This is a genomic window from Sphingomonas sp. Leaf67 (assembly GCF_001421965.1).
GTDB lineage: Bacteria > Pseudomonadota > Alphaproteobacteria > Sphingomonadales > Sphingomonadaceae > Sphingomonas.
In genome coordinates, this window is sequence record NZ_LMLP01000001.1 from 635,237 (window position 1) to 662,150 (window position 26,914).

At 66.9% G+C, this 26,914-nt stretch carries 26 protein-coding genes; 18 read left to right on the top strand and 8 right to left on the bottom strand.

The annotated features are described in order from the left end of the window. Window positions 1–32: 32 nt before the first annotated feature. From ASE90_RS03060 to ASE90_RS03075, 4 genes are all read right to left on the bottom strand, one after another. Entirely contained in the window at window positions 33–818 is a 786-nt protein-coding gene (locus ASE90_RS03060; protein WP_055995746.1) for a 3'(2'),5'-bisphosphate nucleotidase CysQ, read from the bottom strand. Beyond that, on the bottom strand, window positions 811–2,157 hold the full coding sequence (locus ASE90_RS03065) for a TldD/PmbA family protein (protein WP_055995749.1): 1,347 nt from the start codon (window positions 2,155–2,157) through the stop codon (window positions 811–813). Before ASE90_RS03065 ends, ASE90_RS03060 begins: the two co-directional genes overlap by 8 nt. 38 nt (window positions 2,158–2,195) lie before the next feature. Continuing rightward, on the bottom strand, window positions 2,196–3,125 hold the full coding sequence (ubiA, locus tag ASE90_RS03070) for a 4-hydroxybenzoate octaprenyltransferase (RefSeq protein ID WP_055995752.1): 930 nt from the start codon (window positions 3,123–3,125) through the stop codon (window positions 2,196–2,198). A 96-nt stretch (window positions 3,126–3,221) separates the two neighbouring features. After that, window positions 3,222–3,428 (bottom strand): hypothetical protein, encoded by a 207-nt coding sequence (locus tag ASE90_RS03075; RefSeq protein WP_055995755.1) that lies wholly within the window; start codon window positions 3,426–3,428, stop codon window positions 3,222–3,224. Between the two features lie 134 nt (window positions 3,429–3,562). On the opposite strand from ASE90_RS03075, the gene ASE90_RS03080 reads away from it, so the two are divergent. The 5 genes from ASE90_RS03080 (at window position 3,563) to ASE90_RS03100 (ending at window position 8,868) form a co-directional block, all read left to right on the top strand. After that, window positions 3,563–3,838, top strand: coding sequence for a hypothetical protein (locus ASE90_RS03080; protein WP_055995758.1), 276 nt, complete (start codon window positions 3,563–3,565; stop codon window positions 3,836–3,838). Beyond that, window positions 3,838–4,152 (top strand): DMT family transporter, encoded by a 315-nt coding sequence (locus ASE90_RS03085; RefSeq protein WP_055995762.1) that lies wholly within the window; start codon window positions 3,838–3,840, stop codon window positions 4,150–4,152. The genes ASE90_RS03080 and ASE90_RS03085 overlap by 1 nt, the downstream gene beginning before the upstream one ends. 9 nt (window positions 4,153–4,161) lie before the next feature. After that, window positions 4,162–4,905: a 16S rRNA (uracil(1498)-N(3))-methyltransferase gene (locus ASE90_RS03090; protein ID WP_055995765.1), complete on the top strand. Its 744-nt coding sequence runs from the start codon at window positions 4,162–4,164 to the stop codon at window positions 4,903–4,905. A gap of 67 nt (window positions 4,906–4,972) precedes the next feature. Further along, window positions 4,973–6,346, top strand: a complete 1,374-nt coding sequence (locus ASE90_RS03095) for a glutamate--cysteine ligase (protein WP_055997189.1) — start codon at window positions 4,973–4,975, stop codon at window positions 6,344–6,346. 125 nt (window positions 6,347–6,471) lie between these two features. Next, window positions 6,472–8,868: a TonB-dependent receptor gene (locus ASE90_RS03100; protein ID WP_055995768.1), complete on the top strand. Its 2,397-nt coding sequence runs from the start codon at window positions 6,472–6,474 to the stop codon at window positions 8,866–8,868. Here ASE90_RS03100 and ASE90_RS03105 read toward each other — a convergent pair. Continuing rightward, complete coding sequence (locus ASE90_RS03105; RefSeq protein WP_055997192.1) at window positions 8,846–10,177, bottom strand: methyltransferase family protein; 1,332 nt, start codon at window positions 10,175–10,177, stop codon at window positions 8,846–8,848. The genes ASE90_RS03100 and ASE90_RS03105 overlap by 23 nt on opposite strands. A gap of 72 nt (window positions 10,178–10,249) precedes the next feature. On the opposite strand from ASE90_RS03105, the gene ASE90_RS03110 reads away from it, so the two are divergent. Both ASE90_RS03110 and ppa read left to right on the top strand, forming a co-directional pair. Further along, window positions 10,250–12,181 (top strand): M61 family metallopeptidase, encoded by a 1,932-nt coding sequence (locus ASE90_RS03110; RefSeq protein ID WP_082449351.1) that lies wholly within the window; start codon window positions 10,250–10,252, stop codon window positions 12,179–12,181. A 139-nt stretch (window positions 12,182–12,320) separates the two neighbouring features. After that, the gene (gene ppa, locus ASE90_RS03115; RefSeq protein ID WP_055995774.1) at window positions 12,321–12,896 is read left to right on the top strand and encodes an inorganic diphosphatase; all 576 of its coding nucleotides are present in this window, start codon (window positions 12,321–12,323) and stop codon (window positions 12,894–12,896) included. 60 nt (window positions 12,897–12,956) lie between these two features. On the opposite strand, the gene ASE90_RS03120 is transcribed toward ppa, so the two are convergent. Further along, on the bottom strand, window positions 12,957–13,325 hold the full coding sequence (locus tag ASE90_RS03120) for a TfoX/Sxy family protein (RefSeq protein ID WP_055995776.1): 369 nt from the start codon (window positions 13,323–13,325) through the stop codon (window positions 12,957–12,959). Next, complete coding sequence (locus ASE90_RS03125) at window positions 13,322–14,215, bottom strand: DMT family transporter (RefSeq protein WP_055995778.1); 894 nt, start codon at window positions 14,213–14,215, stop codon at window positions 13,322–13,324. The genes ASE90_RS03120 and ASE90_RS03125 overlap by 4 nt, the downstream gene beginning before the upstream one ends. Window positions 14,216–14,321: 106 nt before the next feature. On the opposite strand from ASE90_RS03125, the gene ASE90_RS19490 reads away from it, so the two are divergent. Together ASE90_RS19490 and ASE90_RS03130 are read left to right on the top strand one after the other, a co-directional pair. Then, window positions 14,322–14,462, top strand: coding sequence for a hypothetical protein (locus ASE90_RS19490; RefSeq protein WP_156361396.1), 141 nt, complete (start codon window positions 14,322–14,324; stop codon window positions 14,460–14,462). 81 nt (window positions 14,463–14,543) lie between these two features. Continuing rightward, window positions 14,544–15,182 (top strand): DUF1345 domain-containing protein, encoded by a 639-nt coding sequence (locus ASE90_RS03130; RefSeq protein ID WP_055995781.1) that lies wholly within the window; start codon window positions 14,544–14,546, stop codon window positions 15,180–15,182. 155 nt (window positions 15,183–15,337) lie between these two features. On the opposite strand, the gene ispG is transcribed toward ASE90_RS03130, so the two are convergent. Next, window positions 15,338–16,462, bottom strand: coding sequence for a flavodoxin-dependent (E)-4-hydroxy-3-methylbut-2-enyl-diphosphate synthase (gene ispG, locus ASE90_RS03135; protein WP_055995785.1), 1,125 nt, complete (start codon window positions 16,460–16,462; stop codon window positions 15,338–15,340). Window positions 16,463–16,565: 103 nt separating this feature from the next. On the opposite strand from ispG, the gene ASE90_RS03140 reads away from it, so the two are divergent. From ASE90_RS03140 to ASE90_RS03180, 9 genes are all read left to right on the top strand, one after another. Next, on the top strand, window positions 16,566–17,732 hold the full coding sequence (locus ASE90_RS03140; protein ID WP_055995788.1) for an acyltransferase family protein: 1,167 nt from the start codon (window positions 16,566–16,568) through the stop codon (window positions 17,730–17,732). A gap of 33 nt (window positions 17,733–17,765) precedes the next feature. Next, entirely contained in the window at window positions 17,766–18,704 is a 939-nt protein-coding gene (locus tag ASE90_RS03145) for an isoaspartyl peptidase/L-asparaginase family protein (RefSeq protein ID WP_055995791.1), read from the top strand. A gap of 43 nt (window positions 18,705–18,747) precedes the next feature. Further along, entirely contained in the window at window positions 18,748–19,590 is an 843-nt protein-coding gene (locus tag ASE90_RS03150) for a S1/P1 nuclease (RefSeq protein WP_055995794.1), read from the top strand. Window positions 19,591–19,685: 95 nt separating this feature from the next. Further along, entirely contained in the window at window positions 19,686–19,982 is a 297-nt protein-coding gene (locus ASE90_RS03155; RefSeq protein WP_055995796.1) for a hypothetical protein, read from the top strand. A gap of 66 nt (window positions 19,983–20,048) precedes the next feature. Continuing rightward, window positions 20,049–21,734 carry a sensor domain-containing diguanylate cyclase gene (locus tag ASE90_RS03160; RefSeq protein WP_055995799.1) on the top strand — a complete coding sequence of 562 codons (1,686 nt, stop codon included), beginning with the start codon at window positions 20,049–20,051 and terminating at the stop codon, window positions 21,732–21,734. A 65-nt stretch (window positions 21,735–21,799) separates the two neighbouring features. Beyond that, complete coding sequence (locus ASE90_RS03165) at window positions 21,800–23,494, top strand: long-chain-fatty-acid--CoA ligase (protein ID WP_055995802.1); 1,695 nt, start codon at window positions 21,800–21,802, stop codon at window positions 23,492–23,494. 274 nt (window positions 23,495–23,768) lie between these two features. Then, entirely contained in the window at window positions 23,769–25,079 is a 1,311-nt protein-coding gene (miaB, locus tag ASE90_RS03170; RefSeq protein WP_082449353.1) for a tRNA (N6-isopentenyl adenosine(37)-C2)-methylthiotransferase MiaB, read from the top strand. Continuing rightward, window positions 25,076–25,639 carry a hemerythrin domain-containing protein gene (locus ASE90_RS03175; RefSeq protein WP_235531634.1) on the top strand — a complete coding sequence of 188 codons (564 nt, stop codon included), beginning with the start codon at window positions 25,076–25,078 and terminating at the stop codon, window positions 25,637–25,639. The genes miaB and ASE90_RS03175 overlap by 4 nt, the downstream gene beginning before the upstream one ends. Window positions 25,640–25,727: 88 nt before the next feature. Next, window positions 25,728–26,786 carry an NAD(P)-dependent alcohol dehydrogenase gene (locus ASE90_RS03180; RefSeq protein WP_055995808.1) on the top strand — a complete coding sequence of 353 codons (1,059 nt, stop codon included), beginning with the start codon at window positions 25,728–25,730 and terminating at the stop codon, window positions 26,784–26,786. Window positions 26,787–26,914: the final 128 nt, after the last annotated feature.

The window sequence follows — 26,914 nt, forward strand, 5'->3', positions numbered from 1 at the left end:
ACGCCGATGAATGGCGGCTGATCCGCGCGCGCCTACCGCTTCCCCAACGCCACAATCGCCCGCTCGCGCAGCCGTTCCACCGCCGCCGCATGGATGCCCGGCGCCGCCGCCATCACCCCGAAAAACTGCGGGCGTGGCTGGTTGAAGCGTAGCTTGCGTCCGATCGCGTCGGTCACCGTCGCCCCCGCCTCGCGGGCCAGCAGGATGCTCGCCGCCACGTCCCACTCATTGCCCCAGCGGATGGTGGCGAGGAAATCGGCCTCGCCCGCCGCGACCATCGCCATGCGCAGCGCGATCGAATTGGGCTTGGCGACCATCAACAGGTCGCGATCCGCCTTTGCCAGCGCGTCGACCGGGGTGCGACTGCCGGCAAAGTCGCTGCGGGTGCTGACCGCCAGCCGCGCGCCGTTCAGCCACGCCCCGCCGCCGGTGCGCGCCGTCCAGCGCTGCCGCCGCGCCGGCGCGTCGAGGACGCCCAGCACCGGCTGACCATCCTCGACCAGCGCCACCGATACCGCCCAGCCGTCGCGCCGGCGGATATAGTCGCGCGTCCCGTCGATCGGATCGACGATCCACACTTGCCGCTTCGCCAGCCGGATGGCGTCGTCGGCGGTCTCCTCCGACAGCCACCCCGCTTGCGGAAGCAACGCGCTCAGCCGGTCGCGCAGCAACCGGTCGACGGACAGGTCGACCTCGCACACCGGATTGCCCGGCGCCTTTTCCCATGTCGCGAAATCACCGTGCCAGCGATCGTGCGCGAGCGCCGCCGCTTCGGCGACGATCGCCGTTACCGGTTCGAGCAGCGCTGCGTCAGCCACCCGCCACCGTCATGCCATCGACGCGCAGCGTCGGCACGTTGACGCCCTGCCGATGCTCCAGATCGCCCGCCGCGGTCAGCGACGCCAGCATCGGGCGCAGATTGCCGGCGATGGTGATGCCCGATACCGGCCGCGTGATCTCGCCACGTTCGATCAGGAAACCCGACGCCCCCCGACTGTAATCACCGGTGACGCCGTTCACCCCCTGCCCGATCAGTTCGGTGACCAGCACGCCGTGCTCGATATTGGCGATCAGCGCCTCGCGCGTCCCGGTGCCGCCCGCCAGATGGACGTTGCCGGTCGTCACCCCCGGCGGCCCGCTCAACCCCCGTGAGGCATGGCCGGTCGGCTCCAGCCCCAGCTGCCGCGCCGATGCGCTGTCGAGCAGCCATGTTTCCAGCACGCCATGATCGACCAGCGCCATCGGCGACACCGGCAATCCCTCGCCATCGAACGGCCGCGCGCGCAGCCCATGCGGGCGGTGCGGATCGTCAAGGATCGACAGGTTCGGCGGCAGGATCGCATGGCCCAGACAGTCGCGCAGGAAGCTGGTGCCGCGCGCGATCGACGGGCCCGAGATCGCGCCGAGGATATGCCCGATCAGGCTGCCGCCGACGCGCGGATCGAACACCACCGGCATCGCGCCGCCATCGATCCGCACCGGGTTCAGCCGCGCGACGGCGCGTTCGCCGGCACGACGACCCACGCTCTCCGGCTCCTCCAGCATCGCGCGGTGCCGCGCCGAATGATGCGCATAGTCGCGCTGCATCGCCGCGCCTTCGCCCGCCAGCACGCTGGCCGAAATGCCGTGGCTGGTGACCGCATAGCCCTGCGCAAAGCCGTGACTGGTGGCGAAGGCGACGACCGCGCGGTTATAGCCGGCCGAACCGCCTTCCGAATTGCTGACGCCCGATACCGCCCGCGCCGCATCCTCGACCGCCAGCGCCGCCTCGCGCAGCACCTGCGGGGGAACGTCGCCGCCATCGTCGAGGTCGAGGAGCGGGGCCGCGCCGTGCAGCAACCGCTCGGCCGGAGCGAGGCCCGCCCAGCGATCCTCGGGCGCGGCGCGGGCCATCGCCACCACGCGTTCGGCCAGCGCGTCCAGCCCGGCATCGGACAGATCGGACGTCGATACGCTCGCCGACCGCTGGCCCACGAACACGCGCAGGCCCAGTTCGCTGCCTTCCGACCGGCCGACATCCTCCAGCTGCCCCAGCCGCACCGACACCGACAGCGCGGTATCGGCGACGAGGATCGCATCGGCGGCATCCGCGCCATGACGCTTGGCAAGGTCCATGGCGGCGTGCGCCCGGTCGACGGCTTGGGACGGAGTCAGCATGGGGGGCAGATGGGAAGCCGAAGCGCGCACGGCAACGCTCATGCCGCCTGCCCCACCACCACCAGCCCGAGGAAGATCAGCAACCCGGCATCGCGGTTCGAGCGGAACCGCCGCAGCGTGTTCGCCCCCTCCTCCGGTTTGAGCGTCGCGACCTGCCACAGCAGGTGCAGCGCCCCCGGCAGCAAGGCCGCAAGCGCCAGCGGGGTCGGGAACACCCGCCACACCGCCCCTGCCCAGCACGCAATGGCGACGACATACAACAGCGTCACGCCGGGCCGCACCCGGCTGCCCATCGCCCGTGCCGAGGACCGTACCCCGACCATCGCGTCGTCCTCGATATCCTGACACGCATAGATGGTGTCGTATCCGATCACCCACGCGATCGACCCGGCATAGAGCAGCGCCAGCGGCAGCCAGTCGTCGGTGCCCATCTGCGCCCATGCGACCGGCGCCGCCCACGAAAACACCATGCCGAGCCACGCCTGCGGCCACCACGTGATCCGCTTCATGAACGGATAGGCGGCAACCAGCGCGAGGCTCGCCAGCGCCACGATCGCGGCGGTCAGGTTCAGTTGCAGCAGCACGACCAGCCCGATCAGGCTGAGGACCAGCAGCCACACCCACGCCGCCTTCACCGACACCGCACCGCTCGCCAGCGGGCGGTTGGCGGTGCGCGCCACCTGCCGGTCGAGATCGCGGTCGACGATGTCGTTATAGACGCATCCCGCCCCGCGCATGGCGATGCTGCCCAGCAGGAACCACAGCAGCATGTCCCACCGCTCGACCGCCCGCCCCGACAACGCCATCGCCCATGCGCCGGGCCAATAGAGCAGCCACCAGCCGATCGGCCGGTCGAAGCGCGCCAGCAAGGCGAACGGGCGTGCGGCGCGCGGCAGGATCGCGATCAGCCCGCGATGTTCGGTATCGGCAACCTGTTCGGACGCGGCGGCGGGGTTCGGGGACGGCATCCCGCCCTGCTGCCACGACCGTGCGCGAAGCGACAGGGGGAATGCGCCGCGACGCGCCGATGGCCCCGTCGTCCGGCGGGACGGCGGGGCGGTCGATCAGTGCTTGGCCTGCGCCTTGGCCTGCTTGGCATAATGATGGTGCATCGCGACGCAGCCCGCCGCCGCGCCCAGCAACCCGTGGCCCTTGCCGACGAAATGCCCCGCGACCGCGCCGGCGGCAGCGCCGCGGACACAGCCCTTGGCCAGCGCCGGTTGCGCCGCCAGCATCGCCAGCGGCAGGACGATCAGTGAAAAGGAACGCATGTTGCACCTCCGTCGAACACCATGTCCGATGCCGGATACAGTGCCTGAAATAGCGGATTTGTTGCGTTAAACCTTCGTCACCTTGCGGTCACGAAGCGGTCGCGCGGCTGCCGGATCGCGGCTACAGACGACCCATGGACCTCGACCAGTTGCTCAGCCACTATTTCGGCACGACCGACCCCGAAACCGCCGATCCGGCGACGATCGATGCCGCGCGCGAACGGATGGCGATCGATTTCGGCATCGAACGTGATCCGTCACGCCGCTTCGCGCTGTGGACGCTGATGGACGCGATCGGCGAAGCGCCACCCCCGGCCGAAGCGTTCGAGAAGGAACCGGCGCTGCGGGCAGCGGCGGACCGCTATCTCGACGCCGCCTACCGGATCGAACGCGACGCGGAGACGCCTTGATGCCGTGGGTCATGCTGGCCGTCGCCGGACTGCTCGAGATCGTCTGGGCCTATTACATGAAACTGTCGGACGGCTTTTCGAAGCCGCTGCCGACCCTTGCCACCTTCGTCGCGATGTTCGCCAGTTTCGGGCTGCTGTCGCTGGCGATGAAGCAGCTGCCGCTCGGCACCAGCTATATGGTGTGGACCGGCATCGGTGCACTGGGCGCGTTCGTCGTGGGTATCGTCCTGCTCGGCGAAGCGGTGACCCCGCTGCGCCTGATCGCCGCGGCGATGCTGCTCGGCGGGCTGGTACTCATGAAGCTGGCGTCCTAACCCCGCGCCATGCCCGCCACCCCCGCCTGGCCGACCGATTCGTCGCCCCGCCTGTTCGTCGAACAACCGCTCGGCCCGGGCGTGCAGGTCCGGCTGGACGGCGCGCAAGCGCATTATCTGCTGTCGGTGATGCGGGTGAAGGACGGCGACACCGTCCGCCTGTTCGACGACGCGACCGGCGAATGGCGCGGAGTCGCGTCGCAGGTCCGCAAGCGCGATCTGGTCCTAGAGGCGACCGACCATCTCCGCGATCGGGAGGTCGTGCCCGATCTCTGGCTGTGCATCGCCCCGACCAAGAAGGGCCGCATCGACTGGGTGATCGAGAAGGCGTGCGAACTGGGCGTCGATCGCATCGTGCCGGTGCTGACCCGTCGCACCGTCGTCGACCGTCTGAACCTCGACCGGTTGCGCGCGCATGCGATCGAGGCCGCCGAGCAATGCGGCCGCACCGCCCTGCCCGCGCTCGCCGAACCGGTGAAGCTGCCCGCGCTGCTGCGCGACTGGCCGGCGGAGCGCACCCTGTTCTTCGCCGACGAAACCGGCGGCGTACCGGCGGTCGCGGCGATGCGGGCGCATCCCGGCCCCGCCGCGATCCTGATCGGTCCCGAAGGGGGCTTCGATCCGGAGGAACGCGACGCCGTCCGCGCGCTGCCCCAGGCGGTCGGCATCGCGCTCGGCCCGCGCATCCTGCGCGCCGAAACGGCGGCCGCCGCCGCGACCGCCTTGTGGATGGCCGCCGCCGGCGACTGGTAGCCGCGCTATACCCCTATCAACGACAGCCCCCTAGCGTCGCACCGTCCCGCCGTTTATGGGCGCGACCATGAGCACGAAGACCGTTTCGGACACCAGCGCAGCGGTTATCGAGGACCGCTCGCAACTGATCGCCTATTTCGCCGGGGGCGAGAAGCCGGCCGAGCGCTGGCGGATCGGCACCGAACACGAGAAGTTCGTGTATCGCACCAGCGATCACGCCGCCCCCTCCTATGACGAACCGGGCGGCATCCGCGACCTGCTTGCCGGGCTCGAACGCTTCGGCTGGCGTCCGGTCGAGGAAGGCGGCAAGGTCATTGCGCTCACCGGCAGGGACGGTTCGGTCAGCCTCGAACCCGCCGGACAGTTCGAACTGTCGGGCGCGCCGCTCGAAACCCTGCACCAGACCTGCGCCGAAACCGGCCGGCATCTCGATCAGGTGAAGGCGGTCGGCGACGAACTGGGCCTCGGCTTCCTGGGTCTGGGCATGTGGCCCGACAAGCGCCGCGACGAACTGCCGATCATGCCCAAGGGCCGCTATGGCATCATGCTGAACCATATGCCGCGCGTCGGCACGATGGGCCTCGACATGATGCTGCGCACCTGCACCATTCAGGTGAACCTCGACTATGCGAGCGAGGCGGACATGGTGCAGAAATTCCGCGTCGGCCTCGCGCTGCAACCGCTCGCGACCGCGCTGTTCGCCAATTCGCCCTTCACCGACGGCCTGCCCAATGGGCAGCTATCCTATCGCTCGCACATCTGGTCGGACACCGATCCGGCGCGCACCGGCATGCTGCCCTTCGTGTTCGAGGACGGGTTCGGCTATGAACGCTATGCCGACTATGCGCTCGATGTGCCGATGTACTTCGTCTATCGTGACGGCCGGTATATCGACGCCGCTGGCCTGTCGTTCCGCGACTTCCTGAAAGGGAACCTGTCGGTCCTGCCGGGCGAGAAGCCGACGATCGACGACTGGGCCGACCATCTGTCGACCGCCTTCCCCGAAGTGCGGCTGAAGACCTTCCTCGAAATGCGCGGCGCCGATGGCGGGCCTTGGGGGCGCATCTGCGCGCTGCCCGCCTTCTGGGTCGGATTGCTGTACGACGGGCAGGCGCTCGATGCGGCATGGGATCTGGTCAAGGGCTGGTCGATCGACGACCGCCAGACGCTGCGCGATGCGGTGCCGACGCTGGGCCTCGATGCGCCGCTGCCCGGCGGCGGTCGCCTGCGCGACGTGGCGGGTGACGTGCTCGACATCGCCGGACGCGGCCTTTCCGCCCGCCGTCGCCTCGGGCCATCGGGCGAGGACGAGAGCGGCTTCCTCGAACCGCTGCGCGAGGTCGTCCGCTCGGGCAAGGTGCCAGCGCAGGTGCTGCTCGACAAATTCGCTGGCCAATGGGCCGGCGACCTGTCGAAGGTGTACGACGACTACAGCTTTTAACGCTCCACTAATTCCGATACCAATTTTCGATATTCACCGAACTGCCATCGTTTCGGCGCATAGCTGTCATCGACGACGCATAGGCGACCCCGGTCCGCGCTTTCGCGTTTCCGGGAGGGAATTCCATGTTGTCCGTTATCACGGCAGTGCGCCGCCGCGCACGCCTGTTGCTTGCCGCGTCGCTCGCGTCGTTGATCCTCGCCGCCCCCGCCACCGCGCAGCAGATCGCGCTGGACGCTGCGGCCGATGCCGATACGACCGATCAGGCGGACGGCACCGTCGTCGTCACCGGCAAGCGCACGACCCGCTCAGCCGTCGTGCTCGAAGCCGCCGAGATCCAGAAACTCCTGCCCGGCGTCAATCCGGTCAAGGCGATCCAGACGCTGCCCGGCGTCCAGTTCGAAACCGCCGATCCATGGGGCAATAACGAACAGAATATCGCGCTGTCCGTCCATGGCTTCAATCAGAACCAGCTGGGCTTCACCCTCGACGGCGTGCCGCTCGGCGATCAGTCCTATGGCAATTTCAACAGCCTGTCGCCGCAGCGCGCCGTGATCAGCGAAAACGTGGCGCGCGTCCGCCTGACCGCCGGCGCCGCCGACCTCGCCACCGCCTCGGCCAGCAATCTGGGCGGCGGTCTGGAAACCTATACCAGCGATCCGGCGGCCGACATGGGCGGCCGCTTCGGCCAGACCTTCGGCAGCTACGACGCCAGCCGCAGCTATCTGCGCTTCGACACCGGCCGGTTCGACGCGCTGGGTGGCAGCAACGCGCTCTACATCTCGGGCATCCGCCAGAACGCCCGCGCGTGGGAATTCGACGCCCGGCAAAAGGGGTGGCAGGCCAACGCCAAGTTCGTCCACTCGACGCCGACCACCACGCTGACCGGCTATTTCGCGTACAGCCAGAAGGACGAACCGAACCAGGATTCGGTCGCGCGCAACACCGGCAGCTTCGAACCCTATTACCGCACCGTCCTGTATCCGAACTGGCAGGGCGCGCTCGCCTATCTCGACGCGAACGGCGCACCGCCGTCGAACAATCCGGCCAACTATCTCAACTATTATGGCGATGCGCAGCGCACCGATTATCTCGCCTATCTCAAGCTCGAACAGAAGCTGGGCGACGGCATCGTCTTCAAACTCCAGCCCTATTATCACGATGACGATGGTCAGGGGCAGATCGTCGGGCCGATTTCGGTCGCGGGCCTGCCGGGGCTGTTCCGCATCTATTATCCGGGTCAGAATCTGAAGCAGGTCTTCGGCAATTCGGGTTATGCGCTGCGCACCACCGAATATGGCATCAACCGCGTCGGTTCGCTCGCGGCATTGACCGTCACCAGCGGCGACCATGTGTTCGACATCGGCGGCTGGTACGAACATAATCGCAACACCATCTTCCGCCGCTGGTATGCGGTGCCGGTCGGCAGCCCGCCCTCGCCATACGAATATGCCGATCCGTCGCTGCGCCGCCTGACCCAATATGCCAGCATCACCGAATATGACCTGATCCAGCTGCACGTACAGGACCGGTGGCAGGTAACCCCGGCCCTCGCGATCGAGGGCGGGTTCAAATCCAGCCTGCAATTCGCCGAAGGGCGCATCCCGGTCCAGCCGCGGCCCGGCGCACTGCCCGGATCGTCGACCGGTTTCCCGGAGGGTCAGCTCAACACCCGCAAATGGTTCCTGCCGGCAATCGGTGCGGTGTGGGACGTGACGCCGAACGATCAGGTCTTCGGCCACATCCAGAAGAATGTTCGCCAGTTCCAGGCATCGGTCGCCGCCGGCCTGTCGCCGTTCAACGTCGGCAGCCAGCAGGCGTTCGACCAGATCAAGGCCGATACCCAGCCCGAATCGTCATGGACCTACGAAGCCGGCGTCCGATCGCGCCACAATGTCGACCTCGGCCCGGTCACCGCGATCGAGGGGCAGTTGAGTGCCTATCACGTCGATTTCAGCAACCGCCTGCTGCAGATCAGCGCGACGCCGGTCATCGCCTCGGTCATCGGCGGCGTGTCGATCCTCCAGAATGTCGGCGGCGTCACCACCAACGGCATCGATGCGGCGGCGACGGTGCGGTTCGGACCGGGCTTCTCGATCTACAACGCGCTGTCGTACAACCGCTCGCGTTACGACGACGACTATGTCAGCGGCACCACCACCATCGCGACCGCGGGCAAGGACGTGCCCAACGTCGCGCGCTGGCTGAACAAGACCGTCGTCACCGCCGCGTCGGGTCCGTTCGAGGTGCAGGCGATCGGCGATTTCGTCGGCCGCCGCTTCGCGACCTATACCAACGACCAATCGATTTCGGGTCGCTACCTGATCAGCCTTCAGGCGAGCTATGCGCTGCCCGAAACGCTCGGGCTGGGGCTGCGCAACACGCGGCTGTCGGTCAACATCACCAACCTGACCGACCGCAAGGGCATTTACGAGATCGTCGTCGGTGCCGCCGCGCGGACCTTCAACACCTATGCCCAGCCGCCGCGCATGGCGTTCTTCACCCTGTCGGGCGGGTTCTGATCGCATCGGGCGGGGGGTTACGGCCCCGCCCGATCCCGATACGGGCAAAGGCGCGCGGGATAGCGCCATGGCGCGTCATCCAGCCGCTATAGGCGCGATAGACCGGATCGAGGCCGAGATGCCGTTCCTCGGTCCGGGCACGCCAGTAATAGACGCTGCTGACCGCCGCCATGATCGCGGTATTGCGCGCCGCTTCGGTACAGTTATCGGCGGTCGTCAGGACGGGGATCGTCGAAATCCACCAGAACAGGTTCTTCGACAGATAGGCCGGGTGCCGGCTAAAGGCATAGGGTCCGTGCGTCAGGATGCCGCGATGCGTCAGGTTCGAGAACCGCAACCCGAACGCCAGTGTCGCCCACGCATAGATCGCGGTCAGCCCGACCAGCACCGCGCCGACCAACCACAACGCCACCGGCTGCCCGGCGAACCAGTGGGTCCAGTCCGACGTCCCCGGATGATAATCCAGCGGCCCGCCATCGGCCATCAGGATGAACGGCGGATAGCAGATCAGCGCCGCCGCCCATCCGGCGGCATAGGGCGTGGCGCTGCGAATATGGCTGTCGAGCGGCCGCATCGCGAGGATGTATCCGGCGGTCGCCACGCCCACGTCGATCACGAACATGAAGGTGATCAGCCAGTTGGCCAACGGCACCGGTCCGGTCACGATGTCGGCGCGCTGGGTGCGGATCAGTTCGCCGAACCCCGGCGGCACGATGGCGAGCATGAACGCGAGGAAGAACGCCTTCACCGCCCAGCCGCGCAGATGGTTGTATATCGCCGCGTGGTCGATCGGCTCGGGCAGGTGCATCATCCACGCCCCCAATGCCCAGCACCCGTCCTTTGGTTCGACCAACCGCCGGTCGATCCACAGCATGTACGGGATCGACAGCACGAACAGCGGCACGGCCGCCCATTCGAACACCCACATCGAAAAGGCGAACCCGCCCTCCCAATAAAATCGCCCGGTCGCATAGATGCCGGCGATCACGCCCCAGGTCAGCCACAGCCCCGCCAGCTTCGTCAGGCTGATCTCGACCGTCTCGCGCCACGGCCGGACATGGTCCCAATCGATGCCGGTCGACGGGTTGCGGTGCACCTTGTCGACCAGCAGCGACCACAACACCATCGGCACCGCACAGGCGACGACGTTGACCAGCGCCGCATACGGACCGTCCATCCCGTAATGCCACGCGACCGCGATCCAGCCGCACAATCCAGCCAGCCCGGCCAGCCCGACGCCCGCCGACACCGCCGATGCGGGCCGCGATTCGGGTTCGGCTTGCACAGGCAACGGGTTGGCGTGATACATGGCGTCATCCGCTATCACCGACATGGTAAGCATCCGGTGAAGCATATCCGCGTCCGAAGGAAGTCCCCGCCCTTGCGTACCCATTTGCTGCCTGTCCCGCTGAGCGTATTGCTGCTGACCACCGCCCTGCCCGCCACCGCCCAGATCAACCCGCCGGGCAACACGCTGCCGCAACCGACCCCGATCGTCGACACCGTCCCCGCCGCGCGCGACATTGACTATCCCGGCACGATCAAGCTCGACGTCGACGCGACCGACACCGTGCAGGGCATCTTCCGCGTGAAGGAAACGATCCCGGTCGCCCGCAGCGGTCACATGGTGCTGATGATGCCGAAATGGCTGCCCGGCAAACACGGCCCCCGCGGCGAGATCGAGAAGCTGGCCGGCCTCGTCGTCCGCGCCAATGGCCGCGAGCTGCCATGGACCCGCGACGTGCTCGACATGTTCTCCTTCCATATCGACGTGCCCGCCGGCGCGAAGAATCTCGACGTACAGTTCCAGTTCCTGTCGGCTCAGCAAGGCGATCAGGGCCGCATCGTCGTCACCCCCGAAATGCTGAACCTGCAATTCGAAGCGGTGAGCCTGTACCCTGCCGGCTATTACACCCGCCGCTTGCCCGTAGAGGCGTCGGTGCGCTATCCCGCCGGCTGGACCGCCGCATCGGGCCTGCCGTCGAAGGTGCAGAACGGCGTCTATAAATATGACCGGACCAGCTACGAAACGCTGATCGATTCACCGGTCTTCGCCGGCAAATATTTCAAGCGGTTCGCACTGACCGACCGGGTCGGGTTGAACATCGTCGCCGACAAGCCCTCCGAACTGGCCGCCACCCCCGATCAGGTCGCGGCGCATACCCGGCTGGTCGAACAGGCGGTGAAGCTGTTCGGCGCGCAGCATTACGACAAATACGAATTCCTGCTGTCGATCACCGACAAGATGGGTTCGATCGGCCTTGAACATCATCGTTCGTCCGAAAACGGCGTCGACCCCGGCTATTTCACCGACTGGACTGCGGGGCCGGGCGAACGCAACCTGTTGCCGCACGAATTCACCCATAGCTGGGACGGCAAGTACCGTCGTGGGGCGGATTTGTTCACGCCCGATTTCCGTATGCCGATGCGCAACTCGCTGCTGTGGGTGTATGAGGGGCAGACCCAGTTCTGGGGCTATGTGTTGCAGGCGCGCTCGGGGCTGGTGTCGAAGCAGGATACGCTCGACGCCTATGCCGACATCGCCGCCGCACTGGACGCGCGCGAGGGGCGGCAGTGGCGGCCGCTGATCGACACCACCAACGATCCGGTCATCACCGCCCGTCGTCCCAAGGGCTGGCCCAGCTGGCAGCGTTCGGAGGATTATTACAACGAAGGCCTGCTGGTGTGGATGGAGGTCGACTCGATGCTGCGCAAGCAGTCGGGTGGCACCAGGTCGATGGACGATTTCGCCCGCGCCTTTTTCGGGATGCGCGACGGCGACTGGGGCGTGCTGCCCTATACGCTGGCCGATGTCGCAAAGACGCTGAACGGCATCCAGCCCTATGACTGGGCCGGCTTCCTCGACAGGCGGCTGAACGCCCGGACGGACCGTGCCCCGATCGACGGTTTCGCCGCCAACGGCTATCGCCTGACCTATACCGACACCCCGACCCCGTATCTGAAGGGGCGCGAGAAGAGCGCGGGCGGCGTAGCGCTGACCTATTCGCTGGGTCTCGGCGCGAACAAGGACGGCAAGGTCACCAGCGTGATCTGGGGCAGCCCGGCGTTCAAGGCCGGGTTCGAGATCGGCACGACGATCCTCGCGGTCAACGGCAGCGCCTATACCCCCGATCGCCTGCGCGATGCGGTCGGCGCGGCCAGGGGCGCAAAGGAACCGATCCGCCTGACCGTCAACCTGAACGAAGCGGTGCGCGAGGTCGCGATCCCCTATCACGACGGGCACCGGTATCCCCGGTTCGAAAAGGTCGGTTCGGGCGACAATGGCCTCGATCGCCTGCTTACCGCGAAATGATGTTCGGCCGGATGATCCCGATCCGGGACCATCCGGTTGTCACCTTTGACGATTCTAAACAAAACCTGCTTCAACCGTTCGTAAATGCGGCTAAAGGGCGCGTCGTACGCGCGTCCGTGCCAGACAAGGGAGACTATCAATGCGCATCGACATGGTGCCGACCGGCGACAATCCGCCGAGCAGCCTGAACGTCATCATCGAAGTTCCGACCGGTGGCGAACCGGTAAAGTATGAATTCGACAAGGCTTCGGGCGCGCTGTTCGTCGACCGCATCCTGCACACGCCGATGCGCTATCCGGCGAATTACGGCTTCGTGCCGCACACCCTGTCGCCCGATGGCGATCCGCTCGACGCGCTGGTCGTGTCGCGCTCGCCCTTCATTCCCGGCTGCGTCGTCCGCGCCCGCCCGATCGCGGTGCTCAACCTCGAGGACGAAGCCGGCGGCGACGAAAAGCTGGTGTGCGTGCCGGTCGATTCGACCTTTCCCTATTACAGCAACGTCGGCGAACGCGCCGATCTGCCCGAAATCGTGTTCGAACAGATCGAACACTTCTTCACCCACTATAAGGACCTCGAAAAGAAGAAGTGGGTCCGGATCGGCACCTGGGGCGGTGCCGAGGAAGCCAAGCGCATCACGTTGGAAGCGATCGAACGCTACAACGCAGCCAAGGCGCAGGGCGAAGAACCGCACGACTACGACGTACCGGGTCGTTGAGCTTATGCGGGCGGGGATTTTCCCCGCCCGTTTTGTTTGCGGCAAAGGGACACGATCCCGCTATGCCGTATCCCGCCGCTTCGTCCGCCGCCGCTTGACCGGCGCCCGGCGCCCCGCCTCGACCGCCAGCGCCGCCCATTCGGCCAGCAGGTCGGCATCGTCGAACACGCCATCGGGCACCCGGCGATAGTTCATCGTCGCAACGCTTCCGTCCTTCCGCTGATAGGTGAATCGCGTGCACCCGGCGGCGTCCCAGACCGGATCGGCCACTGCATCCGATTTGAACCACAGCGCATCGTCGAGGACGATCGCGAAGACCATGCCGTCGAGATACAGCGTCGCACCGCCCATCATCCGCCGCCAGGTGACGCGCCCGACGGGTGCCAGCGCCTCCTCGACCCAAAGCAGCAAGCCTTCGTCGGCGCTCATGCCCCCGCTTCGCTCTGCATCGCCGGCACCCGCCGCCGCACCGCGACCACGCACCCGGCGACGATCAGCAGCGCACCGATGACGGTGTAGGGCGACACCGTTTCGCCGAACACGATCCAGCCGGCCAGCGCGGCCCAGAGGAACGCGCTATATTCGACCGGGGCCAGCACCTGCGCCTCCGCCCGCGCATAGGCCCACGCGAGCGCCATCACCGACGCGATGTTCAGCAGGATCGCTCCGAACAGCGGCGGCAGTTGCGATCCTGCCGGCATCGCGCCCAGCCACGGCGCGGCCGGCAACAGCATTCCGCCGATGACGAGATTGGCGAAGAAGGCGACCTCGACCGGGTCGGCGACCTGCGCCTGTCGCCGCAGCAGGATCAGGCTGCCGGCATAGAGTATCGACGCAGCGACGCAGGCGAGACTGCCGAGGACTGCCTGCGTCGAGGCATCGGCCTGCACCTCCCCCGCCGCGATCACCAGCACGCCCGCCGACGCGACCACCGACCCGACGATGGCCGCGCGGCGGATCGTCTCACCCAGAAACAGCGCGGCCAGATACAGCGCGATCAGCGGCGCGAGGAAGGTCAGCGCCACCCCCTGCGCCATCGGAACGCGGGCAAGGCCCCAGAAGAACAGCACCACCGACGATCCGGCCGCGACGCCACGCCCGATATGCAGCGCCAGCGTCGCCCGCACCGGCCAGGGTCGCCTGACCGCAACGAACAACACGCCGCACAGGATCGCACCGCCGATCGATCGCCACAGGACGGCGTTGTAGGCGCCGCTGTCGATCGACAACTGCTTCATCAGCGCGTCCATCACCGTATAGACCATGATCCCGCCTCCGGCGACGAGCAAGGCGCGCAAGCTGGACGGGGCGGCAGACATCGGCGGACCTTTGCGAACGGCGGACGGGATCGCTGTCGCGTGCGCGCCGATTTGATGCAAGGGCGGGGATGCGGATGGTATAGGCTCGTCACCGGGCGCCTCGCCCGTGAAGGACAACGTCATGGCCAAGAGCCAGCAGAAGTCGAACAAGGAACTCCGCAAGCCCAAGGCGGCCAAGGTGAAGACCATCGCCGCCAACGCATCTACCAAGGACAAGCCGGTCGGCATGGTGACGATCAAGAACTGAACGGGTCCGGCGCCCGGCCGTCCCCATCACCGGACGGCCGGACCGCTTCCGAACGGCGCGGCGGTACGATACAGGAACCGCATGTCGCTCAATCTCGGCCAACGCATCGCGCCGCCCCGCTTCCTCGTCTTCGCGCTGGTCGCGGGTGCGATCGGGGGGTGGAGCATCCCTACGTTCGGCTGGCGCAGCGGGGTTCCGCTGGCGTTCGATGCCGGGGCGGTCGTGTTCCTGCTGTCGTGCATCCCGCTCCTCGGCGCATCGACCGATGCGATGCGGGCCGCTGCGATCCGCAACGACGCCAACCGCCCGCTGCTGCTGCTGCTATCCGGGGCGATCGCGATTGTGGTGCTGGCGGCGATCGGTGTCGAACTGGGACAGCGCGGCAGTCCGGGCGCGGGCGTCGTGGTGCTGGTCGTGGCGACGCTGCTGCTGGCATGGGCATTCGCCAACACCATCTACGCGATGCACTATGCGCATCTTTTCTACACCGCCGATGCCACCGGCAAGGACAGCGGCGGCATCGACATGCCCGGCACCGACGAACCCGATTACTGGGACTTCGTCTATTTCGCCTTCACGCTCGGCATGACGTTCCAGACCTCGGACGTATCGATCACCTCGCGCATCATGCGCCGCACGGTGACCGGCCATTGCCTGATCGCGTTCGTCTTCAATCTGGGCGTGGTCGCGTTCAGCGTGAACGTGCTGGGCGGGTCATAGGCGTTAGCCACGCAGGCCACTCCGTTCGTCCTGCGTAGCCATCGGGCGACGTCGAAATGGCGTATCGAAGGACCGCCCAGGGTAGTTCGATACGAGCCTTCGACTCCGCTCGGGCGCTACTCGGCACGAACGGTCCGGCGGGATTGGGCCGCCGCCTACTCCGCGGCCTGCGGCATCCCCGCACTCGCCGCATCGATTTCCGCCGCCTTGGCCTCGACCAGCCTGACGATATGCTCGATCATGTCGGGGTCCTGCACATGGTGGTCGGTGACCCCCGACAGATAGACCATGTGCCTGCCATTGCCACCGCCGGTGATGCCGATATCGGTCTCGCGCGCCTCGCCGGGGCCGTTGACGACGCAGCCCAGCACCGACAGCGACATCGGCGTGCGGATATGCTGCAACCGCTCCTCCAGCGCCTGCACGGTGCGGATCACGTCGAATCCCTGCCGCGCGCAGGACGGGCACGACACGACGCGCACCCCGCGATTGCGGATGCCCAGCGCCTTCAGGATTTCGAAGCCGACGCGGATTTCCTCTTCCGGCTCGGCCGACAGCGATACGCGGATCGTGTCGCCGATCCCGAACCACAGCAGCGACCCGATGCCGATCGAAGACTTGACCGTGCCGCCGACGAACCCGCCGGCCTCGGTAATGCCCAGATGCAGCGGGCAGTCGACCATCTCGGCCAGTTGCTGATACGCCGCGACCGCCATGAACAGGTCGGATGCCTTCACCGCGACCTTGAACTCGTGGAAGTCGTGGTCCTGTAACAGCTTGATATGGTCCATCGCCGACTCGACCAGCGCGTCGGGGCATGGCTCGCCATATTTTTCGAGCAGATGCTTTTCGAGGGAGCCACCGTTCACGCCGATGCGGATCGCGCAGCCATTGGCCTTGGCCGCGCGAACAACTTCGGCGACGCGCTCGTTCGACCCGATATTGCCCGGATTGATGCGCAGGCACGCCGCACCCGCATCGGCGGCTTCCAGCGCGCGCTTATAGTGGAAATGGATGTCGGCGACGATCGGCACACGCGCGGCGCGGGTGATCTGCCGAAGCGCGGCGGTGCTCGGCACGTCGGGGCATGACACGCGGATGATGTCCGCGCCCGCCTCTTCGCAACGGCGGATCTGGTCGATCGTCGCCACCGCATCGGAGGTGTCGGTATTGGTCATGGTCTGCACCGTGACCGGCGCGTCGCCGCCGACGGGGACGTTGCCGACCATGATCTGGCGGCTTTGCCGGCGGTGGATATCGCGCCATGGGCGGATCGACATGGTAAATTCTCGCTAACGCTTCGGTTATTTGTTCCCAGTATAGGGCGGCATTGCGTCAGGCGAAAGTCGCGTGACGCAATGCCGCAGGGGACTTCAGCAACGCATGACACCGGCGGGCCGCCATTACGGGCTGGACTGGCTGCGCATCGCCGCATTCGCCATGCTGATCCCCTATCACATCGCACTGGCGTTCAGCCCGTGGCACTGGATCGTGTCGACCGGCCACGCCTATCCCGCGCTGGTCGTGCCGATGGCGGCGCTGACGCCGTGGCGGCTGGGCCTGTTGTTCGCCGTTTCGGGCTATGCCAGCGCGATGCTGTTCGCGCGGGCCGGCGGCTGGTTGGCATTTGCCCGCGATCGATCGCGGCGGCTGCTGGTCCCGCTCGCGTTCGGCATGGTCGCGATCGTGCCGCTCGAAATGTGGGTGCGCGTGCGCGAAAGCAGCTATCCCGATGGCTATCTGCATTTCTGGCTGTTCGATGCGTGGGCGGTCGGCACGCGGTGGGGCGTCGAGTTTCCCAGTTGGGAGCATCTCTGGTTCCTCGTCTATCTCTGGGCCTACACGATGATCGTGGCCGGCGTCACGGCATCGCGCCCGGCGCTGGCATGGCTCGACCGGGTGGCGGCGTGGTTGTTGCCCGGCATGCGCCTGTTGTGGGCGCCGATGGCGGCGACGGCGGCGGCGCGACTGGCATTGCTGTTCCTGATCCCCGAACGGCAGGGGCTGTTTCGCGACTGGGCGGGCCATTCGCAGTTCCTGACGCTGTTCGTCCTCGGCTTTCTGATCGCCCGCCATCCGCCGCTGTGGCGCTCGCTCCACCGGTGCTGGCCCCTCGCCGCGCTGCTCGCGCTGCTGGCGGGCGGCGTCGCGATGAGCGTGGAAGTCACCTATCCCGGCACCGCCATACCACCGCACGCGGTAATGGCTGCCAGCCGCGCGGCCCGATCGGTCATGGCATGGGGGATGGTCGTCACGCTGTTCCACCTCGCCGACGCCCATGCCAATCGCGACCATCGCTGGCGGCGGACGCTGGGACAGGCGGTGTTGCCCGCTTATCTCATCCATCATCCCGCGATCGTGCTGGCGACGTGGTTCACCCTGCCGTTGGCGCTGGCCCCGCCGGTACAGGCGGCGGCGATCCTGACCGCGACGATCGCCGTCTGCGCCGCGACCGTCGCGCTGGCCCGGCTGGTGTCGACGTTCGGAATCCTCGTCGGCGTCGCCCCACGCCCGGTACGACAGGGTGGCAGCCGACCCGCGATCTGCTAGCAGGCAGGCGTGTAACCGTAGCAGGATGAAGCCATGTCGAGTGCCCCCGCCCCCCGCTGGACCCTGTTGGTGCATGGCGGTGCCGGCATCCTGACCCGCGACACCGTCAGCGCCGCGACCGACGCCGCCGCCCGTGCCGGCCTCGACGCCGCACTGGCCGCCGGCGAAGCGGTGCTCGCCTCGGGCGGCAGCGCGCTCGATGCGGTCGAGGCGGCGGTCGGGGTGCTGGAGGACGATCCGACCTTCAATTCGGGGCGTGGCGCGGTCTTCACCTTCGACGGCGCGATCGAACTCGACGCCGCGATCATGGACGGCGCGACCCGCGCCGCCGGTGCGGTCGCCGGCGTCACCCGCACCCGTCACCCCGTCAGTCTCGCGCGCGCCGTGATGGAACACAGCCCCCACGTCCTGCTCGCCGGCAAGGGTGCCGATACCTTCGCCACTGAACAGGGCATCGAACAGGTCGATCCCGACTGGTTCGTCACACCCGAACGCCGCGCGCAGCTCGATGCGATGAAGGCCAATCCCGATGGCTGGTTCGATGTCGACATGAAATACGGCACGGTCGGCGCGGTCGCGGTCGATGCCGCCGGCCATGTCGCCGCCGCGACCTCGACCGGCGGCGTCACCGGCAAGCGTTGGGGCCGTATCGGCGATTCGCCGCTGATCGGCGCCGGCACCCATGCCGACGACCGCGCCTGCGCCGTTTCGGCGACCGGGGCCGGCGAATTCTTCATCCGCATCGGTGTCGCGCACGAGATTTCGGCGCGAATCCGCTTTACCGGCGAAGACTTGCAAACCGCCGCCGACGTGGTGCTGGCCGAAACGCAGGCGCTGGCCGGCACCGGCGGCGTCATCGTCGCCGGCCCCGACGGTGACGTCGCGTGGAGCTTCACCACCCCCGGCATGTATCGCGGTCGCGCCGGCAGCGACGGCACCCGCCGCGTCGCCATCTATGGCGAGGAGGGATAGTCCCGGTTTTCATGCCGTACGACAGGCTTTAAGGGGCAACCCGATGATTCGCCGCCTGTTCCTCTCGCTCGCCTGCCTGTTCGCGACCTCGCCCGCCTATGCCTATTGGGAATATGGCCACCAGAGCGTCGCGACGATCGCGCGGCTGAACGTCCGGCCCGATACCCGCGCCGCGATCGACCGGATCCTGCGGCATCAGGGGCTGCTCGAAACGCCGACCTGCCCGGCTCGCACCATCGAGGAAGCGAGCGTGTGGGCCGATTGCATCAAGCCACTCGGCGAGCGGTTCAGCTACGCCTATTCGTGGCATTACCAGAATGTCGACGTGTGCAAACCGTTCGACCTGAAGGGACCGTGCAAGGACGGCAACTGCGTCTCGGCGCAGATAACCCGCAACCTGAAGCTGCTGAAGGACCGCGACGTCCCGATGCGCGAACGGGTGATGGCGCTCGCCTTTCTCGTCCACTTCGTCGGCGACCTGCATATGCCGCTTCATGCCGGCGATCGCGGCGATCTGGGCGGCAACTGGGTACGGGCCGATTACGGCATCTATCACCCCGACCGGTTCAATCTCCATTCGATCTGGGACGGTCCGCTCGCCGAACGTGCGATCAGTACCCCGCCCTCGATCCTGCGGGTCTACACCCCCGCCGAACGCGCGCCGGTACAGGCCGGCACCGTCGTCGACTGGAGCCGCGACAGCTGGGAGGTCAGCCGCGAATATGTCTATGCCCCGGCACTGGGCGGCGATGGCTGCGGCCCCAGACCCGCTGGCCGGGTCAGGCTCGACGACGCCACCGTCGCCCGGCTGATCCCCATCGCGCAGGGTCAGGTCAGGAAGGGCGGCCTGCGCCTCGCCCGGCTGCTCGACGAGGCACTGGGCTGACGCGACCGATCCTGCCCCATTGCGCCGCACGCCCGCGCATGTCAGCTTGCCGCCTGCCAACGACCGCGACCACGCGGCGAGCGATAGGGGTGAGGATGCGGATTTTCATGACGATTGCGGCGGCGACGCTGCTGGCCGGATGTGGGCTGAGCCCGGCGCAGGGTGGCCCCGAACTGGTGGTCAGCGGCCCGAGCGAGGCGGTCGCCGCCTTCGTCCGGCAACAAGGTGCGCAGAAACCCAGCCGTGCCACGACCTTTCCCCAGCCGGCCGGTGCTGGCCGGTCCAGCGCGCGCGTACTGACCCCCGCCGGCACCGGTGCCGACACCCTCCGCCAGATCGCGCGACAGGCGACGCTGGCCGGACTAAGCGCGGCGATCGTCGCCGCGCACTGACCCGCCGACCGAAAAAACGAACGCCGCGTTAACCGAATCTTGGGGGTCGGCTGGCAGGTCCGGTGCATGGTATCGACCTGTCGAACCCTGTGGATCACGTTGCTCGTCGCGTTCGGTGCGTTGTGCGCCACGCCGGCGCGTGCGCAGGCAGGGATCGGCGGCACGCCGCTGACGACCTGTGTCAGCCGGGTCCAGCCCGGCGACACCGTCCGCGGCGTGTTGGCCAATACCGGCCGGTTCGACTGTACCACGCGGCAGATCGCGTTCGGACGCGGCGATTACTGGATCCTGTCCGGTCGTCTTCCCGCGCCCGCCGATCCGGCGGCGGCGGTACGCGTGCGACAGGTCAGCCTGTGGCAGGACAGTCTGGCCGTCTATGCGATCGCCGCCGATGGCCGCATCACCGGCTCGCTCGACGACAATGTCGGCATCGACCGCCATATCCAGCTTGGCGCGATCGTCGAACATCGTTTCACGCCCGATGGCGCGCCCGTCGAACGGGTCCTGTGGCGGGTCGGCGGGGCCGCCAATATGCGTGGCATCGTGGTTGGTGCCCGCGTGACCGACGACATCGAAAGCCAGCGTTCGAACATGCTGCTCGCCGCATTCTATGCCGGCTTTATCGGGCTGTGCGCCGGCCTGCTCTTCTACAATTTCGCGCTGTGGCGGGTACTGCAGCACGACTTTCAGATCGCCTATTGCGGGCTGCTTGCCTGCCTGGTGATCTATGCGTTGTCTTCGTCGGGCGCGCTGGCGTGGCTGTTGCCCGGCCTCGCCAATAATCGTCGCATCCTGACCAGCTATCTGGCGCTGTCATGGGGCATGGCCTCGGCGCTGGCATTTTGCGCCTGTTTCTTCGAACGCCGGATCCTCGACGGCTGGCCACTCCGGCTGATCCAGATGGTCACCGTCATCTTCGGACTGCTCGGCGTGCTGCTGATGGCGGTCGGGCCGATCGCCATCAACCCGCTCGACCGCATCTTCTCGCTGACGATGTGCTTCGCGCCGGTCGCTGTCGGCCTCGTGGTGTGGCGCGCGTGGCGGCGGCGCAGCGACTATCTCTGGCTGTTCGCGCTCAGTTGGGCGGCACCGGTGGGAATGCTGGTCGTTCGCTCGCTCTACAATATCAATCTGCTGTCATGGAACTTCTGGATCGACAATTCGACGATGGTGGCGATGAGCGTCGAGACGCTGACCGCCAGCGCCGCCATCGCCTATCGCATCCGCGTGCTCAGCCACGAACGCGACGAAGCGGTGCGGCAAGAAGCGATCTCGCGCGAGTTGGCGGATACCGATCCGCTGACCGGCCTGCTCAACCGCCGCGCCTTCCTGTCGCGAGCGATTACGGCACCGGGTTCGCGTACGCTGATGCTGTTCGACATCGACCATTTCAAACAGGTCAACGATACGATCGGTCACGACGGCGGCGACGAGGTGTTGCGCCAGTTCGCCCGTACGCTGCGGTTACACGCACCGCCGGGCGTATTGGTCGCCCGCATGGGCGGGGAAGAATTCGCGTTGTTGGGCGAAGAATCGGCGATGCCCGATCCCGACGTGCTGCTCGCCAATGTCCGCGCGCAGCGCCTGCCGTTCGACCTGCGCGTGACCAGCAGCATCGGCATCTGCCACGGCCCGCTGTCGGACGAGAATGACTGGAAACGGCTCTATCGCCTTGCCGACAAGGCACTGTTCCAGGCCAAGGCTGCCGGTCGCGACCGCGCCGGACGCGCACCGTTGTCGATGGCGGCCTGACACCCCGATTACGCGCGACGCAACCCGGCTTGCATGTAGCGAAAGCGCTGCTTACACAATTGTAAATGAGCAGCGCCGCACCGATCCTCGACCGCTACGCCCATCCGGTTCGCTGGGACGAACCGATACCACCGATGTCGATGGTGACGCTGTTCGAGGAAGCGGCCGCCCGTCGCGGCACCGCGCCGCTGATCGACTTTCTCGGCCGCCATTACAGCTATGCCGAAACCAGGAACGGCGCGGACCGCGTCGCGTGTGGCTTGGCCAAGCTCGGCTATGGCCCGGGCGACCGGATCGGGCTGTTCCTGCCCAATGTCCCGCATTACGTCGCCGCCTATTACGGCATCCTCAAACTCGGCGCGACGGTCGTCAACTTCTCGCCGCTCTACACCGCGCACGAACTGGCGGCGCAGGTCGAGGATTCGGGGACGAAGCTGCTGTTCACCCTGTCCGCCTCGGCACTGTTGCCGACCGCGCTGGAGGTGCTCGCGCGCAGTTCGCTCGAACGGCTGGTCGTCGGATCGATCGCGGGGGCGCTGCCCGCCGCCAAGTCGCTCTTCTACCGCTGGTTCCGGTCGCAGGAGGTGACGCCACGTCCCGACGACCACCGGGTCAGCGCCTTTTCGGCGCTGATCGCCAATGACGGTGGTTGCAGCATGCCGGCGATCGATCCCGAACGCGACCTCGCCCTCATCCAGTATACCGGTGGCACGACCGGCAGTCCCAAGGGCGCGATGCTGACCCATGCCAATCTGTCGGCCAATGCCCGACAGGTCGCTTGGCTCGACCCCGACGGTAACAGCCGGCTCGACCGCATCCTCGGCGTGCTGCCGATGTTCCATGTCTTCGCCAACACCTGCGTCCTCAACCGCACCGTCGTGACCGGCGGCGAGATCGTGATGCTGCCCCGGTTCGACGCCGGACAGGTGTTGGCCGCGCTCGATCGGACCAGGGCGACTGCCCTGCCCGGCGTCCCGACCATGTACCGCGCCCTGCTCGACCATCCGCGCCTCAAGCAGACCGATTTCTCGTCGCTGCGCTATTGCGTCTCGGGCGGTGCGCCGATGCCGCCCGAACTCAAGCAACGGTTCGAAGCGGCGACCGGCGCGACCCTTGTCGAGGGGTACGGCCTGTCGGAAAGCTCGGGCGTGGTGTCGTGCAATCCCTATGCCGGGCCGCAACAGGCCGGCAGCATCGGACAACCGATCGCCGGCACCCGCGTCCGGCTGGTCGACAAGGAAGATCCGACCCTCGACCCGCCCGTCGGCGAACCGGGTGAGATCGTCGTTGCCGGCCCACAGATCATGACCGGCTATTGGGGCCGTCACGACGCCGACGACGCGACCTTCGTTACCGATGCCGACGGCGTTCACTGGCTGCGGACCGGTGATGTCGGCACGATCGACGACGACGGCTTCATCCGCATCGTCGACCGGTTGAAGGACATGATCGCGGTCGGCGGGTTCAAGGTGTTCCCGAGCGAGATCGAGCGTGTCCTGTACCACCACCCCGCCGTCCGCGAGGCGCTGGTCGTCGGCCTGCCCAGCGACTATCGGGGCGAAAGCCCGCATGCCTATGTCACGCTGGCCGACGACGCCGATGTCGACGGTGACGCGCTGAAGGCATGGCTCAACCCCCAGTTGGGCAAGCACGAACGCGTCGACGAGGTCGTCGTCCGCCTGACCCTGCCCAAGACGATGATCGGCAAGTTGAGCCGCAAGGACCTGATCGCCGAAGTGATGGCAGAACGGCAGGGATAGTTGGTTCACGCGAAGGCGCGAGGGCACAAAGAAGTGAGTGGTTCGCGCAGAGCCGCGGAGACGCGGAGGAGGCGTTGCGCGGGCGCTTGGATCCCGTCCGGCGAAGCCCCTCTCTTGCTACACGAAAGATAGAGGGCTGCTGTCGCGGCAAGCGCCACCTCTCCGCGTCTCCGCGGCTCTGCACGAACCACTCCCTTCTTATCTCCGCGCCTTCGCGCCTTCGCGTGAACCCGAATCCTTCCTACCGCGGTCGAAATCCGGTACAGGGCCGCCGATGACTACCACCCCCAGGACCTTTCACGTCAAGTCGTTCGGCTGCCAGATGAACGTCTATGATGGCGAGCGCATGGCCGAATTGATGGCGGCGCAGGGCATGACCGCGACCGACGATGCCAATGCCGCCGATCTGGTCGTGCTCAACACCTGCCACATCCGCGAAAAGGCGACCGAAAAAGTCTATTCGGACATCGGCCGCCTGCGCAAGCACGGTGCCGACCCGATGATCGCCATCGCCGGCTGCGTCGCGCAGGCGGAGGGCGCCGAAATCGTCCGACGGGCGAAGGTCGACGTCGTCGTCGGCCCGCAGGCCTATCACAACCTGCCGAAGCTGGTCGCCGACGCCGCCGCCGGCAAGCCCGCACTCGACACCGACATGCCGCCCGAATCGAAATTCGGCCACCTGCCGGCGCGTCGCCGCAGCGGCCCGAGCGCGTTCCTGACCGTGCAGGAAGGGTGCGACAAATTCTGCACCTATTGCGTCGTGCCCTATACCCGCGGCGCGGAAATCAGCCGCCCCTTCGCGCGCGTCGTCGACGAGGCGAAGGCGCTGGTCGATGCCGGCGCGCGCGAGATCACGCTGCTGGGACAGAATGTGAATGCGTGGGTCGACGGCGACGGTCGCGGTCTCGACGCGCTGATCCGCGAACTCGACCGCATCCCGGCGCTGGAGCGCATCCGGTATACGACGAGCCACCCCAACGACATGACGCAAGGGTTGATCGACGCGCACCGCGACGTCGAGAAGCTGATGCCGTTCCTGCACCTGCCGGTTCAGGCCGGCAACGACCGCGTGCTGAAGGCGATGAATCGCAGCCACACCGCCGACAGCTATCTGCGCCTGCTCGACCGGGTTCGCGTCGCCCGCCCCGATATCGCCTTGTCGGGCGACTTCATCGTCGGCTTCCCCGGTGAAACCGATGCCGAGTTCGAGGATACGCTGCGTCTGGTCGACGCGGTCGGCTATGCGCAGGCGTTCAGCTTCAAATACTCACCCCGCCCCGGCACCCCCGCCGCCGACATGGCCGGCGAAGTCCCGCTGGCGGTGATGGACGAACGGCTGCAACGACTGCAGGCGGCGCTGTTGCGCGATCAGAAGACGTTCAACGACGCGACGATCGGCCGGACCTGTCAGGTGCTGGTCGAACGGCAGGGCCGTCAGCCGGGTCAGATGCTCGGCAAGTCGCCGTGGCTACAATCGGTCCATTTCATGACCGACACGAAGATCGGCGACATGGTCGAGGTCGAGATCGTCGCATCGGGTGCGGTTTCATTGTCGGGCGTGGAGCGCGTGCGGGCGGCAGCGTGAGCGACCTCGCGACGCGCGGGGGCATCGGCGACGACCTCGCCTATCTCCGCGCCACCTATCCGCAGCCCGACTGGCGCACCCATGCCAATTTCGGCCAGCTCGCCGATTTCTGGCTGCACATCCACGCTTCGCTGCGCGCGGAGGCGGCGGCGGTCGAAACCTCGCTCGCCGCCTTTCGCGACGGCAGGCTCGACGCACCGGCGTTCCAGCGGCGGTTCGTCCCCGACCTCAACCGTTTCCTCCAGCATCTGAACGCGCATCACCAGATCGAGGACAGCGCCTATTTCCCCAAATTCCGCGCGCTCGATCCGCGCATGGCGCGCGGCTTCGACCTGCTCGACGCCGATCACCATGCGATCCACGATGCGCTGGACCGGAATGTAGAGGGCGCCCGGACCTTGCTGGCGGCGCTCGGCGGAGCGGGTGCGCTCGACCGCGCCGCCGCCGATTATGCAGAGCGATCGCGAACGCTGCTGACGATGCTCGGCCGCCATCTCACCGATGAAGAGGATCTTGTGATCCCGGCGATGCTCGAACATGGCGAGCGTCGCGTCACCTGAAAAATCAACCTGTTGATACTTTGTATCAGCAACGAATGCTCCGGCGTTGCATTGTGCTGGCGACCCCTTTCATCAATGGAAACCCAGCATGACGACCCCCGCACAGGGCTATGCCGCGCAGTCGGCCGACAGCAAGCTCGCTCCCTTCTCGTTCGAACGCCGCGATCCGCAGCCGAACGACGTCGCGATCGACATCCAGTATTGCGGCGTCTGCCATAGCGACCTGCACACCGCGCGCGGCGAATGGCCCGGCACCCTCTACCCCTGCGTTCCCGGACACGAGATCGTCGGCAAGATTACCGCCGTCGGCTCCGACGTCACCAAGTTCACCGTCGGCGACACCGTCGGCGTGGGCTGCATGGTCGACAGCTGCGGTGAATGCCCGTCCTGCCATGAGGGCGAGGAGCAATATTGCACCGGCACCGGCTTCGTCGGGACCTATAACGGCCCCGACCCCGTGCTCGGCGGCCATACCTTTGGCGGCTATTCGGACCACATCGTCGTCGATCAGGACTTCGTATTGAACGTTCGGCACGACGAGAAGGACCTTGCTGCCGTCGCGCCGTTGCTGTGCGCCGGCATCACCACCTATTCGCCGCTCAGGCACTGGAAGGTCGGTCCGGGGCAGAAGGTCGGCATCGTCGGGCTCGGCGGCCTCGGCCATATGGGCGTGAAGATCGCTGCCGCGATGGGTGCCGAGGTCTATGTCTTCTCGACCTCGCCCAACAAACGCGACGACGCGATCCGACTGGGTGCCAAGGACCTGATCGTGTCGAAGGATGCCGACGCGATGGGCGAACATGCCGGAAGCTTCGACTTCATTCTGAACACCGTTGCGGCATCGCACGATCTCGATCAGTTCCTCGCCCTGCTGAAACGCGACGGGACGATGACGCTGGTCGGCGTGCCGGAAACGCCGCATCCGTCGCCATCGGTCGGCAACCTCGTCTTCGGCCGCCGGTCGCTTGCCGGCTCGCTGATCGGCGGCATCGCCGAAACGCAGGAAATGCTCGATTTCTGCCATCAGCACGGCCTGACCGCCGATATCGAAACGATCGCAATGGACGAAATCGAAACCGGCTATGACCGGATGCAGAAGAGCGACGTGAAATATCGCTTCGTCATCGACATGGCGACGCTGAAGTAAGCGCGAACGGGGGACGGCCACGTCCCCCTTCGTTTTGGCCCCTTCGTTTTGGCCCCTTCGTTTTGGCCACTTCGTTTTGGGCTGTCCCACCGCCCTCCGCTCTGCCACACTCGCCGGCGATGCAGCAG

Bases quoted from the DNA above. Each gene is read 5' to 3' on its own strand.
- ASE90_RS03065 (WP_055995749.1), bottom strand. From the start codon at position 2,157: ATGCTGACTCCGTCCCAAGCCGTCGACCGGGCGCACGCCGCCATGGAC.
- ubiA (WP_055995752.1), bottom strand. From the start codon at position 3,125: ATGCCGTCCCCGAACCCCGCCGCCGCGTCCGAACAGGTTGCCGATACC.
- ASE90_RS03075 (WP_055995755.1), bottom strand. From the start codon at position 3,428: ATGCGTTCCTTTTCACTGATCGTCCTGCCGCTGGCGATGCTGGCGGCG.
- ASE90_RS03080 (WP_055995758.1), top strand. From the start codon at position 3,563: ATGGACCTCGACCAGTTGCTCAGCCACTATTTCGGCACGACCGACCCC.
- ASE90_RS03085 (WP_055995762.1), top strand. From the start codon at position 3,838: ATGCCGTGGGTCATGCTGGCCGTCGCCGGACTGCTCGAGATCGTCTGG.
- ASE90_RS03090 (WP_055995765.1), top strand. From the start codon at position 4,162: ATGCCCGCCACCCCCGCCTGGCCGACCGATTCGTCGCCCCGCCTGTTC.
- ASE90_RS03095 (WP_055997189.1), top strand. From the start codon at position 4,973: ATGAGCACGAAGACCGTTTCGGACACCAGCGCAGCGGTTATCGAGGAC.
- ASE90_RS03100 (WP_055995768.1), top strand. From the start codon at position 6,472: ATGTTGTCCGTTATCACGGCAGTGCGCCGCCGCGCACGCCTGTTGCTT.
- ASE90_RS03105 (WP_055997192.1), bottom strand. From the start codon at position 10,177: ATGTATCACGCCAACCCGTTGCCTGTGCAAGCCGAACCCGAATCGCGG.
- ppa (WP_055995774.1), top strand. From the start codon at position 12,321: ATGCGCATCGACATGGTGCCGACCGGCGACAATCCGCCGAGCAGCCTG.
- ASE90_RS03120 (WP_055995776.1), bottom strand. From the start codon at position 13,325: ATGAGCGCCGACGAAGGCTTGCTGCTTTGGGTCGAGGAGGCGCTGGCA.
- ASE90_RS03125 (WP_055995778.1), bottom strand. From the start codon at position 14,215: ATGTCTGCCGCCCCGTCCAGCTTGCGCGCCTTGCTCGTCGCCGGAGGC.
- ASE90_RS03130 (WP_055995781.1), top strand. From the start codon at position 14,544: ATGTCGCTCAATCTCGGCCAACGCATCGCGCCGCCCCGCTTCCTCGTC.
- ispG (WP_055995785.1), bottom strand. From the start codon at position 16,462: ATGTCGATCCGCCCATGGCGCGATATCCACCGCCGGCAAAGCCGCCAG.
- ASE90_RS03140 (WP_055995788.1), top strand. From the start codon at position 16,566: ATGACACCGGCGGGCCGCCATTACGGGCTGGACTGGCTGCGCATCGCC.
- ASE90_RS03145 (WP_055995791.1), top strand. From the start codon at position 17,766: ATGTCGAGTGCCCCCGCCCCCCGCTGGACCCTGTTGGTGCATGGCGGT.
- ASE90_RS03150 (WP_055995794.1), top strand. From the start codon at position 18,748: ATGATTCGCCGCCTGTTCCTCTCGCTCGCCTGCCTGTTCGCGACCTCG.
- ASE90_RS03155 (WP_055995796.1), top strand. From the start codon at position 19,686: ATGCGGATTTTCATGACGATTGCGGCGGCGACGCTGCTGGCCGGATGT.
- ASE90_RS03160 (WP_055995799.1), top strand. From the start codon at position 20,049: ATGGTATCGACCTGTCGAACCCTGTGGATCACGTTGCTCGTCGCGTTC.
- ASE90_RS03165 (WP_055995802.1), top strand. From the start codon at position 21,800: ATGAGCAGCGCCGCACCGATCCTCGACCGCTACGCCCATCCGGTTCGC.
- miaB (WP_082449353.1), top strand. From the start codon at position 23,769: ATGACTACCACCCCCAGGACCTTTCACGTCAAGTCGTTCGGCTGCCAG.
- ASE90_RS03180 (WP_055995808.1), top strand. From the start codon at position 25,728: ATGACGACCCCCGCACAGGGCTATGCCGCGCAGTCGGCCGACAGCAAG.